This window comes from Pseudomonas arcuscaelestis, assembly GCF_016881005.1.
Lineage (GTDB): Bacteria > Pseudomonadota > Gammaproteobacteria > Pseudomonadales > Pseudomonadaceae > Aquipseudomonas > Aquipseudomonas arcuscaelestis.
Window position 1 is genome coordinate 185,705 of record NZ_JACOPV010000008.1, and the last position, 18,781, is coordinate 204,485.

An 18,781-nucleotide genomic window follows, 5' to 3' on the forward strand; every position below is an offset into this window, starting at 1 on the left:
TCCGTTAGGAAGTTACTGCGGCCGCAGCCGGTTGATTTTTCTGCGCAGGCTTGTTGCCCGGTTGACCTTTGTTACCGTTGTTGGCGGCCGGTTTTTCCTGCCGCTTTGACTGCTGCTCTTTTGGCTGCTGGCCGTTGCGTTGTTCCGCTTTTGGCTGTTGACCGGCCGTGTTCTGCTCCTGCTTCTTTGGTGCGGGATTTTGGGTGGGTGTAGAAGGCTTTGTCTGTTGTTTAACCGCCGGTGCCTGTTCTTGTCTCGGTGCGGACTCGGGCTTAGCTTGCTGAGGGGCTTTGGCCTGGGGTTGAGACTGTTGAGGACGCTGAGGACGCTGAGGGCGACGCGGCTGTTGGCCGCCTTCCTGGCGACCGCCGCGGCGGGATTGAATATCGACGTCTTTCTCGAGCTGCAGGAGGCCGTCTTCAAATTGGGCTACCAGGCGCTGGAAGCCTTCGGAGGCGGCGCGATAACGCTTGCGGCTTTCTTGGTTAAGTTGGCCGGCGAGAGCCAGCAGGCGGCTATCAAGCCGTGAGACACGGATTGACAGCCCATACATCGCAGCAGTGCGCTCGCCATCGATCCGGAGAGTTTTCTCGGGGACCAAGTGGGCATTGCTTACTTGAGGTTCAGTGTTTTCGGTAGTCATGGGTGTTCCTTACTGGTGAGTGCCAATTGATCTCAGCCAATCCCAACCAGCAGCATGTTGGGTGCATGAGCGGAAAAAGTTGCTGACGTCATTTGAATGACTCAGGTAGCTGGCGCTGTCGTCTGGGACGAACAAGCCCCAAGCATCAATCCAGGCGAGCTGGAAGACCTTGTGCGGGAAATAACAAACCTCGATGTAGCGGTACTCAGGCGCTCGCAGGTACACCTTCGCAAGAAAGAGCACGAGAAAGACGAAGAGCACGATTTTGAGGGACTTCACGATTGGGCCGGATGGCGACCCTTGCGAGCTCGACTCAGCCATGAGTGGCGTCCTTGGTAAGGGTGATTAGATATCCTGTTCGGCGTTGAACCACACCAGCGGCCTCCTCAAACGAGAGCCCCCCCAATACGAGGTTGCTTAAAATCCGAACCGCTTCTGACTCTTCGTCCACGGCAATCCCCAGGCTGGCGGTCCAGTCCAGCCATTTGCGTCGGGATGTAGGACCTAGCCCCTTGGCGATTGTCTTGATCTTCGCGACTCGTCGAAGATCTGGGACTGATTGATTGAGGAGGGACGCGCAGTAACGAGCCATGTACTCGCCTGCATTCATGCGGTTTTGAACCAGTTTCAGCAGATCGTCACCCCGGCCGACGGTACGCATTTTGTCTGCGTCATCCATACCTCGCCCGAGAGCGATGATGCTGAGGGTGATACCTACTGCTTCGGCTTCGCGTATAGAAGAAAGGGCACCTTCGTAACCAGCATGATCACCATCGACCATGTGAGCTGCCTCGGTAACCCCCTGGCTGAAAAGGAACGCGGCTTGTGCGCTATTGATCGAAGCTTGGCCAATGGCGCACCCCCAGAGCTTCATGAGTTGCAAAGCCCACGCGTCAAGTGTCCCCTCGACGGCGACCAGGATTGAATTCTGGCGCTTCCTGAAAAGGTAGGGGATGTCCTTGGACGAATTTGGCGAAAACCTGTATTTGGGGTTGACCCTTGGTACTCCGGGGCCGGATGGGATCCGTCCCCAGATTCGGGCGTCCCCGTCAGGGTGCGGCCAATAGCCTATGACGCGACCTTCCATTCCTGACCAAATGGATTCCGGAGTAGCGTCATCGAAACTAACGATACCTTTATCGCGAGCCTGCTCCTTGCTTATCCCCAACGAGTGCAGAAGGGATAGCACCTCATCGTTGGTTGTGAACACGCCGAGACGTAGCGAAGCCATGTCCTCGTCGGTGTATCCGCGAGCTTGCTGAAAGGTGTCCAGGATGTGCTTGTTACGCGCGGCCAGCTGCTGAGTCACGTGCATGATTGCTTGGCCCGTCGTGAGGGGAGGGCGACCACCACTGTTCTGGCGCGACTGCTGCTTGGAATCAGGATCACGGTTGTCAGGAGGCTCGACGCCGGCGGCCTCACACAGCACCTTCACAACCTCACCATTTGCCATGCCGTTTTTAGCCAGGGCATCCCAAAGGGAGGTGAATGGACTGGGGCAGTTTTCCTTTCTGTTGCATTGGATGCCTGAGCGATTTGGATAGTAGAAAGCTCGGTCCTTGCCGCATACAGGGCAGTCCAGAACGTACGACCCGTTCGCAGATAGGCTTTTGGGATGCAGGTGGTTTAGTAGGCCGCGGTCGACAGCGTCAAGTCGCGGGTACACCTTATCCTTGATGAAGTCTGTTATCGATTCACTCATTCGCCTACGACCGCCATCTCTTTTCCACGCAATGCCGCGACGATTTCAGGGCTGATGCCCTGGTCGATCGCAATATCGCCCAGCTTTCGATTGAGCTGGCGACGAACCTTCCAGACCTGTTTTTCACCAAGCCCAAGCATTGAGCACATGTCTACAGAACAGTGCTGCTCGAGAACGGCCAGGCGAAGAATCTGATGTTCGCGGTGGGTGAGAAAGCGGCGAAGTCTTTCAACGTGGATGTGACGTTTCTGCAATCCCTCGTCACTCAGGACGATGCCGTCCGAGAGGAATTGCGGAAGCGCCGACAAGCTGTCGGTGTAGTTGGAGGCGGCGTTTAGGTAGTCCGGCTCGAGGCCATGGGCACGAGGCGCATAATCGAGGGCATCTTCATCCACGAGTTGATACGCGCCGGCCCCAGGAACCTCTTCGATAACCTGGGCACATCCGTATTTGCGAATGTAGGAGAGCGCATAGCCAATCAGGCAGCGACCGCGACCCTCAGGGGCTCCGCCTGCGTAATTTCTGATGGCATTCTTGGTGGCATCAAAGAGGCCTAGGTAGACGATATGCAGAAGCTCTACGTCGCTGAGACGTACGGAGAGCTTCGTGCGGATCTCTGCTACCCACTGCTGTTGAGATTCGTCATGCGTGACGAACTCCCACGGGTCAAGATTCAAGAACTGCTCGTGGGAAAGCCCAGCGAGCCAACTGTTCCTAACGAGGCGCATGCCTCCCTCCTCCGATCAAGCGATCGGCTCCTAAGCGCAAAGCCAGTCCCCTGGCATTTGCTTTGTTCGACAGCCACGACAGCCGTCGACCCCCTTCTACATACGGTGAGCAGTGCTCTACCGCTTGGCTCCCCGGACACCCCGTAGGTGTGTACCGAAGTAATTGAGCGCGATTCTATGGGGCGCGGATGGGACAGGCAACTCTAAAAAGGGTCTGATTTTCCACGCAAAAGCGTTCAGCTGAACCTAAAATGCGACATCAGGTACGCAACTGTGGGCAATGCCGTTCACTCCGAAAAACGCTGCAGCCCCTCTCGCGTAAGGTAATTGACGCTTGGATATCGACGCTAATGGCACACCAATGGCCATCGCATCAGGGTTGATGGCAATGTACTACCGCCCGTCGAGGTATTAGAAAATTTTCTCCGGCCCGTTATGTTGTGGTCTGCACGGTTAGGAGAAGTCATGAACATCGCGTATCAGCAGGCAATCACATTGGCCCGGTCAGCAGAGCAGAGCATTCGTAATCGAATGCGCGGCTGGGCCGTAATCGAAGTAGCGTCTGCGACGACGCTCATCTCTCTTGCCTATATAGATGAGGGGGTCGTCGATGCGCGTGTGATTTGGCAGGGTTTAGACACCCAGGGTGCGATGCAGCTAGTGGCCGATCACATGAACGAGAATGCGGGGGCAGGGCGCGAACTAGTATCCGCCCTGGTGAATGCCTACCATCTAGGCGCGCCAAAGTCTGGCCTGCTAGTAAGCATGGCCCTGCCAGTGTCTGGCGCATTCCACTAGCTGCTTGAGGTGGCCTGGCCAGGAGAGCGTATCTGGCGACTGAGCGCTAAACCGTGTTGCCCAGCAACGCGAATGTCCGGCCGCGACAGTAAGGGCAAGGTCTGGTTGAGCATGCCAATCATGAGTAAAAGCGTTGCCTTCCCCTCAGCCGGGCCGGATGCATTGGTTGCTCTTTAGTTACCTGCATCTATAGCCCATGCCTGGCGCCATCAACCCATCCCGCATGGACTACACGGTTGAAAGTGGCCGTGTCTTTTGACCATTGTTTTGTGTGACCTCACTATCAGCATCAAGAGCCGCATCGGGGCGGCAGAGTCCTCGAGCGATGGCCAGAGCGGAAGGCAGAGTTCAATCTCTGGCCATGGCCCGCATCCATTTTGATCGCGCTGCGATGGCAGGCATTTGTGGGTGCCAAGCGTCGAGCCTTCTCCGAGTGGGTTGTAATACGACGAGTGACGCGTTATCGAGAGGCATTACCAGGGTTCTACTGAAGGCCTGAATACTGATGCGTGATGCCCGCTAGGCACGGATGGATAGATCCCCGTTTGCGGCAATGGAAGCTGAGCATGCCGTAGGCAGCAGGCCAAAGGCCTGCCCTGGTCCAGAAGCAGGGATAGGTTTGTGGGCTGGCCCACACAACAACCTTAATCCCGGATCAACCTAAAGGGCACGTCCGCGGCAACCTGTGATTACCCTTCCCTTTGCAGCAGAGCTGCGGGGTTGGTGCGTGCTCATCTTTGGCAGCTCATCCGTTTCGAACCCCGTTCACGGAGAACAGTGAGCGCTGAAGAAGAGGGCGAAGTGGGCCAGCTAATCCAGGGCTCCATGCATCAGGAGCCAGCTGGACCGAGAGTACTGCGATTGGTGAGACTGCCGTAGCGTCATGCCGGATGGCTGCTATGCGGTTGCGTCATGTGCCACCTGATGGACTGACCCTCGTCCATGCTGAGCCGCTAACGAGTGGGCCTCAGCTATCTGTGGTGATCTGTGCATAGCCCTATCCCTAAACGATGACCCTCACTGTTTTGCATGAGGTGATGTGTGCGGCAGTCGCGTGGGCGTTCGTGGTGCGGGTAGGGTGCATCGGCGTGGCTGCCCATTCCACAGTCGACCTCAGATCTCATACGGGGTAGAGGATCACCGGCACGCCTTCTCTTCTGCATGCATCCGCAACTAGCAGATGTTCACTGTTTCCCGATCCGCCGGCAGGGAGAGCTAGGGCATGTGGAGAGGTGGTGGCGATGAAGATCAGGAGTTCAGCAAGGCACTCTGTTCGGTTTGAGGCCGACAAGGGTATGCAGACCGCGGTCTGGCCTAACACGCGGTGGCCAGAGCGAAGCGGCAGCTGCAACCCCTCTAAGTGTGGACTCCCAACGTACCAAACCGTTGCCGAGGTCAGTGCGCCAAGACGGTATGAATCTACGGTCGATCGAAGCCAGAAATTTCTTCCGCCACCAGTTTGCCCATCAGGGGCAAGTGTTCCTGATGAAGCCATGCGTTTAAGGGTATTCCTGTGAATACCCAGGATGGTGCTCACCACTGTGCTGTTTAGCCGGTCAGATGGAAGGTTTGAAGACCGATTTTCACGTTTGTGTTTTGACATGACGTTATCTGTACTGACCCATTCTAGGGTTGAGATCGGAAAAGGCTAAGCAATGCGCAAAACAGATCACATCCGTATTATTACATTAGACGGGGATTAACGTGTTTTCTCGCCTACTCTATGGGCGGCATTCGCAGGCAGGCCGCCACCTAAACAATTGTAATAATGCAACATATCGCTACCAAAAGGTGCAGAAACCGGCGATTAACGAACAACTGATTTCATGAGGTGCTTTTGGGATGCGTTTGCAGGAAATGCTGGGATAATGGACGGTGTTCCAATGGCACGCTGTCGTCATTTATGGGGTTGATTCGGGGTGCCAGCATTGAGAGCGCTCTGTCACTTGCGGGGGCGCGCCGGTGTGATTGATGGGTGCACAAGGGCATTCTCAGGTGCAAGGCAGGCTATTTGCGGGCGTGTAGCGGTGCTGATCGGGAAGCAGTGGTGTTCTCGAAAGCACTAGATAGGTCAGAAACAGCGAAAAAAGGCTTTATAGGGTCGAAAAGTGCGTAGAAACATTCGTGATACAGACCTCGCTGGACCATTCCTTGAGCGCCTGGCTGAAGTCACGGCACGCCGCGAGCAAACCTTGCTTGGCCTTCTCGATGAGATGGCGTTTGTTCAAGATTCGCTGAAGGGCCTAGCGGATAAAGTTTTGGGCTACGAGGGAGGTTGGACTCAAAGACGGTCCCCAACTGGATGGTCTCTGATGTGGACATGGAGAGCCGGCATGAAGAAAGGCCAAGTCTCATGTATCGAGGTCTACCTTTCGAAAGGCAGCAAAGGGGCAGGAAACTTTCAGCGGGTCTCATTGCGCAAACATGAGGATCGACTGAACCATATGGCCGAACTCATAGGACGCAAGGCAGCCAAATCCTTCTCGAAGGATCTGGAGTCATTCCTACAAGCTGCGAGGCGCGCTGTTCGGTGGGTGAATGCATTTCCCGGAGATGACCTGGGAGTGCTGATACCTAAATCTAAGGCTACAGGGCTTGAGAAATGGATCAGAGCGATTTCAGATGCGTGTGAGCAACGTAGCGTGCTTGCCGCAGGGGAGGTGGAGCGATTTCTCCGTATCGATGAAGAGTTGGATCATCTCGTTTTTGAGTTCAATGAGGCGCGACAACCGGTAAGATTCCGTTCGATTATCTGCCGGCGAGAGTGCCCGCTGCTTGATCCACTATCACCTGCTGAGCCGCGCTACAGAGTGGTGGAGTATTTCGATAGGAGAACTGGTAGAAGGAGTAGCCGAGACGTTTGTGGCTACAAGCAGCGTTTGAAAATGCAGAAGCTCCGAGACCGCTTGAAGCTTGATTTAGGTCGGGATCCGAGCCCGGATGAGGTTGCTGCTAGCCAGTCGTCTCGTCCATCCCGCAAGCCTTCGCCGTGGCTGACAGAAGAGATAATTGCTCACTGCCACCTGGGCAAGCATTCGGGAAGTATCAACAACCACCAAAATAGAATGGCAGCGATTCTGGAAGAATGGGGCTCAGCACGAGCCCTTGTCCGAGCGCTGCTCTAAGTAGAAGGATGATGTATGTCACAGAGCATTGATCAGTTGATCGCTGTTGACCTGGGTAACGGTACAACCAGCTACATTGCAGGCGCCGGCGATATCAAAGGCTCCTTTGCGTCGCTAGTCGCACCTGCTCAATCAAGTCAGGGTTTGGGGGGCGGGTTTGCACGTGAGTCCTTCAAGACCAAATTCGGTTCCTTCTACATCGGCGATGACTGCCGGGAGGATGGCGCTACACCGCGCAGTACTGACTCCAGTTACTACAGCTCAGATACCATCAAGGTCCTGTTCCTAAAGGTGCTGAAGGAAGTCGGCCAGAAACATCCAATCATCGTTACTGGATTGCCGACGGAATTCTTCAAGAGTCGCCGAGCCGACTTTGCCGCGGACCTGAAACGGTGGGCCATAGAGGAGGGCTACCAGCCGGCCAATGTGGTCGTGCTCCCTCAGTACGTTGGCCCATGGTTCGATCCCGAGCTGTTGGACCCTGAAGGGAAGCGCATTGATCCGAAAGTCGTTATGGAAGGAAAGCTGGGGATCATCGATATTGGCCAGGGCACAATCGATGCCGGCCAGTTTGTGGACGGGAAGGTCAGTTCAGATGACAAACTGCGCTACGGCGAGTCCAGCGGTGTCTCTGACATCCATAAAAAGCTGTTCACGCAACTGAAACAGGTTGACGCTCTGAACTCCATGTTGCCAGCCAAAGCCCGACTGCCCAAGGACTTCGCACTCGATAATCAAACCACCGAATACACGATGGATACATGGCTGCGAAAGGGCTATATCCCCTGGCGCGGCTCGCGTATCGACATCGAACCGATCAGCCTGCCAGCTCGCCAGGAGTTCGCTGAAGATGTCTTGGTTCGTTGCATCAAAGCGGTTTGGGGGACGACTGATTTCCTGGCGGGAATGGTAGCAGCCGGCGGGGGGGCAGTCGTGCTGGGCGCGAAATTGCTGGGGACCTACATCAACACTCGGATCTACATGGCCAAAGATCCTGAGAACTCGATCGTCCGAGGCTATCACCGTTTCTATGTGACCCAGAACTTCAAAGACCATGCGCGCGTGAAGGTAGCACAGCGTGACTAAGCCAGAGAGCCTTGTGATCAGGGAGAGACTCTACCCAGATATGCACGAGTCACTTGTCGAGGTGCTGGGAAAATATCCGCGGCAGGCAGGCAACCAAGTGGTGCTGGCCATGTCGGAAGCTTGTCTTAGCCTTTGGCCAATCACTGAGGCCGATTACAACGTCTCAGATGGCGCTGAATTTCAGAAGGTGAAATTCACATTGACCAAGGCGAGGTACCCAAAGCTGTTTGCCCTGTATCGCGCACTGCCCCGCGGGGTGAAAGGCCAGGCGATTATCAATCTACTGAACCGTCATCAGATGATGAGGCAGGCCGATCCAGGCAAGGTGAGCGATGCGCTGAATCAAGCTTTGTTAGGCGAGGGAACTAGCGCCGCGCGGGGCGCTGAGCATAAAGCCGAAGCCCACCCTGAGGTAGTGAGTGGGCGGAGTGCTGCAGAGGATGATGTTCCACCTGTTGGCTCAAATGTAACCAAACCTTTGACCAGTGCTGCTGCAGAGGCCCCAGAGATGCATCCGGCGGTGAGGAGTGAAGATCTGGAGGAAGAGATGTTTGACCCTCTAGCTGATCTGCCTCCCATGGAGTTCAGTTAAACGACCCAAACGTCGAGCAGCCCTTCATCCTGAAGGGCTGCGATTTTTACTTTCCCTTCCCAGTTCACAAAGCAATCCACAAGACGTCGCAGCTGGTCAGACTCACCGGAGGAGGCGAGTAGGGGCACGGATGTGTGCACCTTCGGTAGAAGATGAGCTACCCGGTTCTGTAGCCCGAATACATGAAGTCCGTCTTCGAGAGCTGGGATAGCCGCGATCAGGTCGGCTTCACTATAAAAATCGTCGCGCTGTGTCATTTCAGTCGCTCCACCCAAAAAAGCCCCTCGGTAACGTAAACACGGATTGTTGGTCTCCGCGCGGCAAACCACTTCAGTGCGTACTCAAGAAATCCTGGATTGTCTGCTTCGATGGGTGAGTCAATGTCAGGTACCCGATCGACAACTGAGAATTGAACCTGGATGCCTGAAGGGCCCGATACCATAGCCAGGTCAAGTGCAGCCCCTGTATGGCTGGGGAGCGACAGAACATGTTCGGCGACCCACTCAGCGAAGTCAGCAATGGTTAGCGAGCCTTGGAAGCCTACCTGAGCTTTAGCAGCAGACCTCTTCAAAAAAACGTTTGAGGACGGCCCCCAGTTTTCCACGACCTCATTAGCATCGAAGGCATCTTTCTCATCGAGGTATGAGGCGTCGACGGTGTAGATTTGCATCGCTGGCTTGCTCCAAAACTGCATAATTTTTCTGTCCTGCTGGTGGCACACATAAAGGAGAGGCAAATTATGCGGATCGAACCAGAGACTTACGGTATACCTTCATGCTCGACATCCAACCAACAGCCATCGTTTTGACCGGAGGAACCGTGAGTCCATCACCGGCCGTTTCATGGATGCCTGGGCTGAAAATGTCGACTTCAGGGATCATGAAAACCCCGTTCGCTTCGAGCTGCTCTCGTACTGCTACCGAGTTGGCACCGGATAGAGTGGGAAATAATTCAATTGCTTTCATGATCAACTGCTCATCTTCCGTGACAGCGAGGTGCGGCACGAAAGGGTATGGAGCCTTCTGCAACTGGAGGCCAGGGTATGCAGCACTCACGCTCGACTGGCTCTCGGCTACGAGTGCCAACCTGAGTAGAAGTGCCTCAGTATCGAGCGTCCATGGGTAAGGGCAAGCCAACTCAGAGGCCGATGAAACCAATTCAACCCCGAAGGCTACCAACCCTTTCTCTGGGCCGGCCGCGGCGCAGCGGATCAGATTACCAGCCAGGTCGAGGCAGTAGGCTGGGCGAGGAGTGCCGGCCCATTGGAAAGTCAGTTCGCCTATCATTTGGATTCCATGATCTCTTGGAACGTTTCGAGAACCTTGCTTACGCCAGTCTCAATGTAATGCTGGCCGTAGTAGGCTTGCCGAGATGGTTGCTGCGAACCATTGCCTTCTGAAAGCGGGACACCCTTGTACTTACCGCCAACGTCCGAAACGATTGCTGCTTGAACCCGCTTTACGGTGGCTACGTCGCTTTTCTGTGGAAGCCAGGCTCGAGTCACCTTGCCATCCGGGTTTACTAGGAAAACCATGGTTGGCCAGTAGTCATAGAACTTGCTCGCCTCGTCGGCCAGCCCACCCATATGGTTAATGACCTGCATTTGGCCCATGCCTGTAGTGTCGTTTCCAATCTGCAGGTAAGGGGTGATCCAATCCTTGAACGAAAGTTGTGGCCCACCCGATACGCGTGCTGCTGGCGAAACGAAGTAGTTGTCGATGCACAACCGAAAGGCTTTCTCGCAAGGCGAGTTTCTGAAGGTAAGCCAATAGCCGCTGTAGGCCTTGTTGCTAGCCGTTAGTGAGGCCGGAACACCGTCATAACCCAGGAAGTTGACCTCAACATCAATGTTGTTGGCTTTCAACCATTGACTTACACCACCGATGAAAAGGCTGTCTTTGGCCGATCGGTCTGCAGCAGAATCAGCTCGCCCGAACCCGTTTCGCAAAAGGGCCAAATCGTTGCCTGGAGCCTTGTAGTCGGAATAGACGTTCGAAGCGATCCAGAGTGACCATCCTTTTGGTTTCCAATCCGACTTGTCAAAGAACCACGCCCGGCCTCCCGGCGCTTTCGAATCGGGGACGCTCTTCAGGGCAATGACAGAACCTGGAAGACGGAAAGCAGCCGTATCCTGGAGGGCACCTCCGATCCAAGATGGGGTGGTTGGCGTGTTGGACTCACCACATCCTGCCAATGCTACTGCGGCGAGTGCCGCAACCATCAACTTCTTCATAATTCAGCTCCGTTATGTGGACATGAATCGTTGTAACGACCCAGCCAGGGATTCCAACCCCCGAGGTAGATCTTAAATTGGGGCGGATTATGAGCGTGTAAGCGAATTGACACCAATGCCTGTCCCGCATTTCCAAAAGAAAGCCCGCTTGCGCGGGCTTGTTTTCAGGGTTTAGGGGTGCCTGGTGTTGGTGCCGGCGGGGTCGTCGGCCCTGAGGGGCCAGAGGGTTGGGCAGGCTTCGTGGGGGTCGGGCTCCGTGAAAGTTGACTCCCGGCAGCTGAGTACGAGCTTTTGGAAGGTGCAGGTGGAGTGAATCTCACATTCATGCCTCCCGTAGAGTACGGGCCACCAAGACCGCCACCTCCACCACCACCGACTCCTTTGGCAGCGTTAGCAGCTTTGCCTGCAGCGCCTACTAGCTTGGCTGGGCCGCGGAGCATGCTCAAAGCTTTACTGCCGATCTTGATTGCTGTGCCGACCACGGCGCCGCCAGTTGCAGCCATTCCAGTAGCTGCACCGCCAGGGTTGAACCCGGAAAGGCCTTTTACATCATCCCAGATCAGCATTTTAGCGATGATGATTTCGACTGCAGTCAGTGCCATGAAAATAATGTACTGGGCAGAACTAGCGGATATGAGCAACGGATAGTTTTCTGAAAAATTACCCGCTGTCAGGCCTGTCATTAACTCGCTGTTCATTGCCAGCAAGGTAGCTGCCATTGTCAGGCAAAGATTATTAATGAGTGGAATCATGAACGAAAACGCCAGGATTTTCACGTAACTAATGAGAATACTGGGGTTAACAAAAACGGCAAATACACAGATGACTGGGAATAAAACCACCAAAATCCCAGCGAGCATCGCGCATCCGTTGATCATTGTAGGGATCTTGAACGTTAGCATCCACTGCTTAAACCACATTCCAATGTCTTGGATTTTAGTCATGAGCGACTTCGCAGTGTCATCGACACCCCAGTTGAAAGCTTGGCCGGAACGGGTTTCAGAGCCGAAAAGAGGAATTGCGGACGGATTTTCCTTATCAAGTTTCCTTTGCTCAGCAAGGTTCTCAATATTTTTGATCATCAATTCCTGGGCATGAATTCCGTCGCGCATAAATGCCGATCGTTTGGCTGTAGGGATTTCTCTGCTCACAGCATTGGTCCAATTCGCAACAGCCTTATGAACCATCCCGTACATCTGTAGACAGTCTTTAGGGTAAAACCTGACCTCCTGCTCTGGGGTTATAGGAGATGTATCAGTCAGTGTTGGGTTTCTGTACATTTTGTTATTATCATTTTCAGTAGCCTTCTCGAATTCTAATCTCCCCTCGTTCTTTTTATCGGGGAAATACTGTCTTACCCAATACTCCTCTGACGGCATAAGGTACGACTTCGTACCATCCCGGAACGGGTTTGCATCCTCAGGAATTCTCCCAAGCATGGTTCTAGCCTTGTCTACATTTCCAGCAACCTCGTAGTCTTTCTTCAGCATCTGGTAACCATTCCAGATGTTTCCGCCTACATACATACTTAGAGCTTTGCTGTTTGCAGGCCCACCTGCCTTGATTGCTTCATAACTGTCCTTGGTAATCTGGTTAACCTCTATCTGGTTAATCCCCGTAGACCCGAAAAGTCCAACAAATTTACCCAGCGCCCTTGTGTCTGGTTCTGTTCCTGCAGTGGAGGCGAGAGCGGATTGACATTGTGTTATGTAATCTTCATACATCTCGCGAACAGGGCTATCGTTAAATTTTCTGAGAGTACCTTCATCCGTAACATGGTATGCATTTTCAAATGCAAGCTCCATCGCGGTCTCTCGGTTAACACTATCGAGTGCTGATTTAAACAGTTGATAAATGTTGCCAATGAGTTGCACAGACCAACCAGCGCCTGCGGAAAGCCCCACGGATCCGCCAGCTGGTCCTATGTTGTAGTTGCCTGGCTGTAATAGCATTGCAACCAGAAGCACAACACCAGCAGCGCTTGCTGCGGTCTTGAGTCGGTCGACTGGGGCCTTCATAGTCAATAGACTGACCCATGCCAGACCACCCCAGAGGCAGAGGTTCATTGCCGCCTGAGTGAAGGACTGATTATAGGCCTGCCACATGTTGATGTAATGGCTGACCAGCTCGCCAAAGTTTGAGTTGACTATCTGTAGATAGTCATAGTTGGGTACATCTGATTCGGTAGCCATTACTGAGTCATCCGCTGCATGCCGTTAACAACTTTCTGCCGATCTTGGTCGTGCTGAATTCGAGCCTGAAGTGCCTTGTATTGCTGACGAAGACCGAAGACCGAGTATTTGGTTCGTTCAACAACCTCGGTGCTCAGAATTACATTGTCAGGTTGGTTAGCAATACCGCTCGAAACCCCGATCTCGATCTTTGAAATCACATCATCAAGCTCTTTAAGCATTGCAAGGGTCGCAAGTTGCCGCTCAGTAGCGATGAACATTGCCGGGCTGCCTTTAGCAAGGTTCCGCATGAATTGATGTTCGTGGTCACTCACAACAATCTCAGAACGAGAGATGAGTTCTTTATAAGATTTAGTGTTCTTGAAGCTGGATGAGTCGGCGGAATAAACCGAGTGGTAGAGCTCCATGTACTCCGTAGTCAAGGACTTAGAGAGACTCTCGATTGTTAACGACCGCGGGCTTACGGAAGCCGCATCCCCTTGAACGCTATAGGAGGGGACGAGCGCGCCGTACTTTTTGATGTCTTCGCAACCAAGTTCAGAAGCTGCAAGCACAAGACCTGCACTGCCTTCAGGTGCACCGCCGCTGCAGGATTTACTGGAAATTGATGCTTTATCACCGCCGAGGCCAGAGCCAGTGCCTGCACCATTATTGGTTCCGCCAGATACTGAAGATTTCCAACCAACTAACCCGCCGGTCGCACTCGAGACCCCACCCATTAGGCTGTTCGCGCGATCCGATGTTTTCTGTTTGAACTCATTCATCTGGCTGATCAAGGATCCGGTCAGCCCTTCGCCTGCCATGCATTTCGAGCTTTTGAAACCCTCGTCAACCGTGCAATCGGCCTCGGCTAGAGCTTGCTTCTTCTCGTCGTAGGCCTTGTCGGCAAGTGACCGTACACCAGAGCAGGTGAGGTTAGAGAGGTCGAGACCAAACTGACCAACGGTATTCAACTGATCGATCACAGACTTTACAGTCGGCTGGCTATAAGCGAGAAACATGATGGCCAGTGAAGGAGCGTTCTGTATGAACTGTTCAACCATCTCTGCGTACTGTCCGATCTGACCATCGAGAACAGTGCCAAGGTTCAAGCCATTACAGCCAACGCCGACTTCTGTGGCTGCATAGCCACTAACAACGTCTGTCCTTTGATCCTGGAAAGGGGCAAAGGTGTCAAACGCAAAGCTGCTTGTCTTGCTTGCATCACTGACGGCACTGCCTTTGACCGTCTCGCCAAACAGTCCGGTGACGTCGTCCATTCGGCGATCCCACGGTGAATCGGATGAATCCTTTACGATTTCAGACGGCGCCGCAACAGCGCTCAACGATACCAACGCTGAAATTGTGACAGCCAGGACGCTCTTGAATTTAATATTCTTCATGTTATGCGCCCTTTTTTTCTGGCTGTATGTAAGTCATTGCCTGGAAATGATCTTCAAGTTGTTTGAGTGTACGGTTACCCACCAGGCTTTTACGTCGATTTACCTTTGTGTTGTCGATCCAGGAAATCGGCCACGAGGTCACACCGAGCTTCTGGATGTTGATACTTTCCTCCCGGGTAAGTACACGCCCAGTAAGACCCCGTTGTGTCACATGTTTGAGGAACGCATCGCGGTCGCCATCGAGTTGGAATACCTTGATTTTAAGTTTTGGATATTTTTTCTGCACAGTAGAAAGGATCTGTAGTTGCTTTTCACATACTGGGCAGGTCGACTCTACAAATACAGACATGCTTACGTTGTCAGTGTCGATGTATTTGACCGCAGCTGACTTTTCAGTTGCGGCATCCAAACCTTTGATGTTCTTGAGATCGCCATTCTTCCACATGGCCATTTTGTACAGTTCGGCTGACTTATGATACTCGCCCCACGTGTTGTCCATATACGAGACCAGCTCTGCAGCTGCCTCTGGGGTCTGATTCAACTGTAGGTTTATCACAGCACTTGGTGTGCCGGGCTGGAAGTTGAATTCAATACCGGATTTTCCAATCATGCGCATAGGCGCTTGAGGGTTTTTCTTGGCATTGCGGTTCAGCTCAGAACAATTGCGCATCCAGTCCATGTTCTGGCAATCGAGAATGTTCGGTAGCTTGTCCAGCTCAGCGTTCTCACGATCCTCGTTGAACTTGTCAACCTTCGCCATCGCAACAGCGATAGCGTTTGTCAGTACCTCATTAGGATTGTTGGCATCTGACAGTACGGATGGCGCATTGACGGCCAGGCCTCCAGCAATGAACGCTAAGGCCAATTTTATAGAGTTCTTCATAATTTCCTTACCTGAGAACAGCAGATAGTTCGGTTATTACTGACTGAGCGCCGCTCAAAATTTTCGCTCGTCCCTTTTGTGGGACCATCACAATTGCCGGTGTAGATCGAATACCGTATTTACTGGCCTCCACTCCATTCATGTCCGGGCGGAAGCCAGTTAACGGAACTGAGCCTGATGCTGGGGTAAAGACACGGCGCGGGTCCCAATTTGCCTGGTCAATCAGGACGTAGTACTCAAAAGCGACCTGTTGACCAAAGCGAGCTTTTGCATCTTTAGCAATCTCGACTAGGTCACCCGCTGAGCTAGCGTTGTCAGCAATGAACATTTTGATAGTTGCAGTTGGCGCGACCGATTCTTGCTCACCAACAAATCTACCAACCTGTGCCTGCATACGCGCCTGAGCCTGCTTTGCAGCTGCAATGTCTTTCGGCATTGGAAGTCCGCTTGTTCCCGCTATAGTTGGGGTACCATTTTGTCTGGCCAGCATTCCTTCTACTTGGGCAAGCATTGCTGCACTACCTTTGTGACCTCGGTCCGCGGCGGCTTTAAAAAACTTTTCGGCTCGTGGCAAGTTGTCTGGATATTCAGGTGAGCGGAGCATCAGGTTGCCAAGGTGGAACATCGCAATAATGTTTCCTGCTTTAGCCTCTGGGAAAAGGATGTCCCAGGCTTTCTGCTTCTCACCTTTAAGCGCTGCCATTAAACCTTCGCCTACACGCTGGTCTGCATTGGGCCCAACTGGGCCCGCTAACACGTGAGTTGAGATCAAACTAGCGAACAGCAGCCAAAGATACGGACGCAAGACGTTTCTCCTCTTTGTATTTTGGGATCAGGTACCCGAGGTATACCTCGCGCGCTGTTCGCGTGGCTGAATGGTAATAACCAGCGGCGAGTATCTCGTTTCCGTGCTTCTTCTTTAGTTTTGCAACTCGAGCTGCAGCAAAATCCAGGTTGTACGCTGGATCAAACCAAGTCTGAACAGTCGCGATGCCTTGACCATTCCACTTGTAGTTCACCTGAGCTATGCCGATGTCGGTATTGATCAATCTAAGTTTCCGTACCCGAAGTTCTCCCCTACTAAGTTTCCTGCTGTCATCTGTGCGAAGACGCAGGCCTGAAGTACGGGCGTAGTTCGCATAGAGTTCTGCTGCACCTTGTGTTGCGAAAAATCGGCGGGAAACCTTTCCGTTGTGCAGTACCGATTTCACAAGCCATGGAGCTTTTGTGAGTGACCAGAGCACACTTACTGCGCGGTCTTTACTCTTGAACTGGAACGACTCGCCATCAGCGTTGAACGTCCATGGATTTTTCCTAGACTCATGGGCTGCAATAGCGCGAAGAAGCAGTCGGTCGACACCGTGTCTTTGAGCAGCAGCATCAATAACCGCGTCATACGGCGAGCTGTACGCCCAACTTGTGTAAACCATCAACAGAAGCAGTGACCACCGAATCACAGCGGACCACCATCGATTGTTGAAAAGCTGTGTTTCTGGAGCCAGCGTACCGAACGCACGCGCTCAGGAAAGCTGCGGTCTAACCTCCGGAATAGGGGTGGATGAGGGTTGTCTGCGCTGGTACCCAGTTGCTCATGGAGCATTTCGTGATGAATTACGTACTTGACCACACACCGCGGTGCGTCGTGGCCAATGGACTTGCTGAGACCCTGGTGAATCAGGAATACCTTTTGACCATCGATTACCTCGGTACTGCCCGCAGGTACAAAGAGGGTATCCGTACTGACGCGGTTGATTCGCCTGGCGGTCTTGTCCCAGTCGGGTACTCGGAGCTTCTGCAGGACCTTGATGTATAGCTTTGAAGCCTCTTCGTGGTTCATGTCTACGAAAGGTTCTAAGGCCGTGCGGGCATCGTGGTAATGCCGGTTAACAAACAGATTCACTGCTGCTTCAAGGTCGGCGAGCTGGGCCTTCGTTAGTCTGCCCGGCTCCAGCTTCGGCTCATCGGCTTCGCTGGCGCTGGGGATACCCCAGCGCACTTCGATCAAGTTGGGTGCGCGAAAATGACACTCAGAGACCTCAGCAGCTAGACGGGCCAGGAACAGCTCATCCGCGCTGCTGATCTGCTCATGAATGTTAAATCGACGGGCACCCATTTGGTTGACTCCAGAACTTGTGTACTACATGGCCATCCGAGTTCTGTAGATCGAGGCGATCCCCTGTGATGGACACGCGGTACCCGGCCAAGAAATCACCTTGACCAACCATGCTTTCAGCGCCGGTATCGACGACAAAGGCATGTGCTACGCACGTAGGGCAGTTACGTGCTGGTGGGGCTACCGCTTTCACACAGAGTTTCGGCCTTGGAGCGACCTTGGCCACAGGGGTTGTCACCCGTGGCGAAGGTCGCTGCGCAACAACAGGTTTATGTTTAGGGATGTGAGCCGCTGCCGGCTTAGCGCTTTGGGACTTCGGCGCCTGTTTAGCTGCTAGCTCTAGCTGCGCCTTAAGGGACTTGATCTCTCCGTCCTTCTTCGCAAGCTGAGCTTCCATCTCTTTCACATTGACCATGCCGTTGTTCTGACTCGGCTGGTCACCACTATCCGGGTTTTTTGATGAAGTGCTACCCAAAACAGGGTCGCGTTTTTCAGCTGGAGTTTCCGCTGCAATTGGCATCGCAGCTGGCGTGGTCGGAATGCTTCCGAACACGTTGCTTGGGTCAGCAGGAGTTGGTGTTTGAACTGGTGCCGGTACCGCCTCGGTACTTCCACCAAAGGGACTAACCATGTCACCTGCAGGCGTCTCGAGAGATGGTGCTTTACTGACTTCCAGTGGGGGCGGGGTCATCTCAGATGGGGGCACAGGGAAGCCGAAACCATCACCAGGTGGTGGTGTTGCTTCACTGGTAACTTTGTTTTGGTCAGGATTCGCCAGCGGTTTTTGGAATGGTCCATCGAGATCGAGCTGATCCAGAGTCTGACCCACATCGGCATCAGCCTGCGTCCCGCCCCCCAGAGGAGAGGCAGGTTCGGAACTCAACCCACTATCGGGCAGCTGCGGCATGGCCGGCAGATCGTCGCTCGATTGTGTTGTCGCATTCGCTGTCTGCTCTGCGGGCGGATTGATTGCCTGGTTGTCGGGCATGAAGAAACCGTTCTGCGCCAATACGCCAGCGCAGACGACGACCGCTAGCAATGCTACCTTTTTCTTGGTCGTCATCCCCTTTTTCGCGGGTGTACCTGGCTGCTCCTGATCTTGCTCATCGATATGGAGGGGGTCCTCAAGTTCATCGATTAGCGGCCGCGGCTCGCTAGTGATATCTGTAGGCTCCGTGATTGGCGGCTCAGACTCTGCGCCTTGGTCAGGCTTTTTCTTCTTGCCGGCGGTAAGGCTCGCAGCGCCAGTAGTGATTACGTTGATCAAATCACCCAAGGCACTTGGTTTTTTTGGCTCACTCATG

At 53.6% G+C, this 18,781-nt stretch carries 19 protein-coding genes; 4 read left to right on the forward strand and 15 right to left on the reverse strand.

Features of this window, described 5'->3' with window-relative positions:
* Nucleotides 1-4 precede the first annotated feature (4 nt).
* Genes H8F21_RS14470 through H8F21_RS14485 form a run of 4 tightly spaced genes read right to left on the reverse strand, consistent with a single transcriptional unit; the run spans nucleotide 5 to nucleotide 3,073 of the window.
* Nucleotides 5-601 carry a hypothetical protein gene (locus H8F21_RS14470; RefSeq protein ID WP_203584700.1) on the reverse strand — a complete coding sequence of 199 codons (597 nt, stop codon included), beginning with the start codon at nucleotides 599-601 and terminating at the stop codon, nucleotides 5-7.
* Between the two features lie 51 nt (nucleotides 602-652).
* Nucleotides 653-964 (reverse strand): hypothetical protein, encoded by a 312-nt coding sequence (locus H8F21_RS14475; protein ID WP_203584701.1) that lies wholly within the window; start codon nucleotides 962-964, stop codon nucleotides 653-655.
* Nucleotides 957-2,345 (reverse strand): hypothetical protein, encoded by a 1,389-nt coding sequence (locus H8F21_RS14480; RefSeq protein WP_203584702.1) that lies wholly within the window; start codon nucleotides 2,343-2,345, stop codon nucleotides 957-959. The genes H8F21_RS14475 and H8F21_RS14480 overlap by 8 nt, the downstream gene beginning before the upstream one ends.
* Nucleotides 2,342-3,073 (reverse strand): helix-turn-helix domain-containing protein, encoded by a 732-nt coding sequence (locus H8F21_RS14485; RefSeq protein ID WP_203584703.1) that lies wholly within the window; start codon nucleotides 3,071-3,073, stop codon nucleotides 2,342-2,344. The genes H8F21_RS14480 and H8F21_RS14485 overlap by 4 nt, the downstream gene beginning before the upstream one ends.
* 465 nt (nucleotides 3,074-3,538) lie before the next feature.
* Between H8F21_RS14485 and H8F21_RS14490 the strand changes: the two genes are divergently transcribed.
* The 4 genes from H8F21_RS14490 to H8F21_RS14505 all read left to right on the forward strand — a co-directional run bounded on the left by H8F21_RS14490 (nucleotide 3,539) and on the right by H8F21_RS14505 (nucleotide 8,674).
* Nucleotides 3,539-3,871, forward strand: coding sequence for a hypothetical protein (locus tag H8F21_RS14490; protein WP_203584704.1), 333 nt, complete (start codon nucleotides 3,539-3,541; stop codon nucleotides 3,869-3,871).
* A gap of 2,333 nt (nucleotides 3,872-6,204) precedes the next feature.
* The gene (locus H8F21_RS14495) at nucleotides 6,205-6,996 is read left to right on the forward strand and encodes a hypothetical protein (protein ID WP_203584705.1); all 792 of its coding nucleotides are present in this window, start codon (nucleotides 6,205-6,207) and stop codon (nucleotides 6,994-6,996) included.
* 15 nt (nucleotides 6,997-7,011) lie between these two features.
* Entirely contained in the window at nucleotides 7,012-8,082 is a 1,071-nt protein-coding gene (locus H8F21_RS14500; RefSeq protein ID WP_203584706.1) for a ParM/StbA family protein, read from the forward strand.
* The gene (locus tag H8F21_RS14505; RefSeq protein ID WP_203584707.1) at nucleotides 8,075-8,674 is read left to right on the forward strand and encodes a hypothetical protein; all 600 of its coding nucleotides are present in this window, start codon (nucleotides 8,075-8,077) and stop codon (nucleotides 8,672-8,674) included. The genes H8F21_RS14500 and H8F21_RS14505 overlap by 8 nt, the downstream gene beginning before the upstream one ends.
* Here the strand turns inward: H8F21_RS14505 and H8F21_RS14510 are convergent.
* The 11 genes from H8F21_RS14510 to H8F21_RS14560 all read right to left on the reverse strand — a co-directional run bounded on the left by H8F21_RS14510 (nucleotide 8,671) and on the right by H8F21_RS14560 (nucleotide 18,780).
* On the reverse strand, nucleotides 8,671-8,931 hold the full coding sequence (locus H8F21_RS14510; protein ID WP_203584708.1) for a hypothetical protein: 261 nt from the start codon (nucleotides 8,929-8,931) through the stop codon (nucleotides 8,671-8,673). The genes H8F21_RS14505 and H8F21_RS14510 overlap by 4 nt on opposite strands.
* Nucleotides 8,928-9,344, reverse strand: a complete 417-nt coding sequence (locus H8F21_RS14515; RefSeq protein WP_203584709.1) for a hypothetical protein — start codon at nucleotides 9,342-9,344, stop codon at nucleotides 8,928-8,930. Before H8F21_RS14515 ends, H8F21_RS14510 begins: the two co-directional genes overlap by 4 nt.
* A 67-nt stretch (nucleotides 9,345-9,411) precedes the next feature.
* A complete protein-coding gene (locus H8F21_RS14520; protein ID WP_203584710.1) occupies nucleotides 9,412-9,960 on the reverse strand; it encodes a hypothetical protein in 549 nt (182 codons plus the stop codon).
* On the reverse strand, nucleotides 9,957-10,907 hold the full coding sequence (locus H8F21_RS14525; RefSeq protein WP_203584711.1) for a hypothetical protein: 951 nt from the start codon (nucleotides 10,905-10,907) through the stop codon (nucleotides 9,957-9,959). Before H8F21_RS14525 ends, H8F21_RS14520 begins: the two co-directional genes overlap by 4 nt.
* Before the next feature lie 164 nt (nucleotides 10,908-11,071).
* Complete coding sequence (locus tag H8F21_RS14530) at nucleotides 11,072-13,099, reverse strand: hypothetical protein (protein ID WP_203584712.1); 2,028 nt, start codon at nucleotides 13,097-13,099, stop codon at nucleotides 11,072-11,074.
* Nucleotides 13,099-14,481, reverse strand: a complete 1,383-nt coding sequence (locus tag H8F21_RS14535; RefSeq protein ID WP_203584713.1) for a hypothetical protein — start codon at nucleotides 14,479-14,481, stop codon at nucleotides 13,099-13,101. The genes H8F21_RS14530 and H8F21_RS14535 overlap by 1 nt, the downstream gene beginning before the upstream one ends.
* A gap of 1 nt (nucleotide 14,482) precedes the next feature.
* Complete coding sequence (gene traF / locus H8F21_RS14540) at nucleotides 14,483-15,364, reverse strand: conjugal transfer protein TraF (RefSeq protein WP_203584714.1); 882 nt, start codon at nucleotides 15,362-15,364, stop codon at nucleotides 14,483-14,485.
* Nucleotides 15,365-15,371: 7 nt separating this feature from the next.
* Entirely contained in the window at nucleotides 15,372-16,169 is a 798-nt protein-coding gene (locus H8F21_RS14545; RefSeq protein WP_203584715.1) for a thioredoxin domain-containing protein, read from the reverse strand.
* Entirely contained in the window at nucleotides 16,138-16,821 is a 684-nt protein-coding gene (locus H8F21_RS14550; protein WP_328824483.1) for a lysozyme family protein, read from the reverse strand. The genes H8F21_RS14545 and H8F21_RS14550 overlap by 32 nt, the downstream gene beginning before the upstream one ends.
* The gene (locus H8F21_RS14555) at nucleotides 16,818-17,477 is read right to left on the reverse strand and encodes a hypothetical protein (protein WP_203584716.1); all 660 of its coding nucleotides are present in this window, start codon (nucleotides 17,475-17,477) and stop codon (nucleotides 16,818-16,820) included. Before H8F21_RS14555 ends, H8F21_RS14550 begins: the two co-directional genes overlap by 4 nt.
* On the reverse strand, nucleotides 17,458-18,780 hold the full coding sequence (locus tag H8F21_RS14560) for a hypothetical protein (RefSeq protein ID WP_203584717.1): 1,323 nt from the start codon (nucleotides 18,778-18,780) through the stop codon (nucleotides 17,458-17,460). The genes H8F21_RS14555 and H8F21_RS14560 overlap by 20 nt, the downstream gene beginning before the upstream one ends.
* Nucleotide 18,781: the final 1 nt, after the last annotated feature.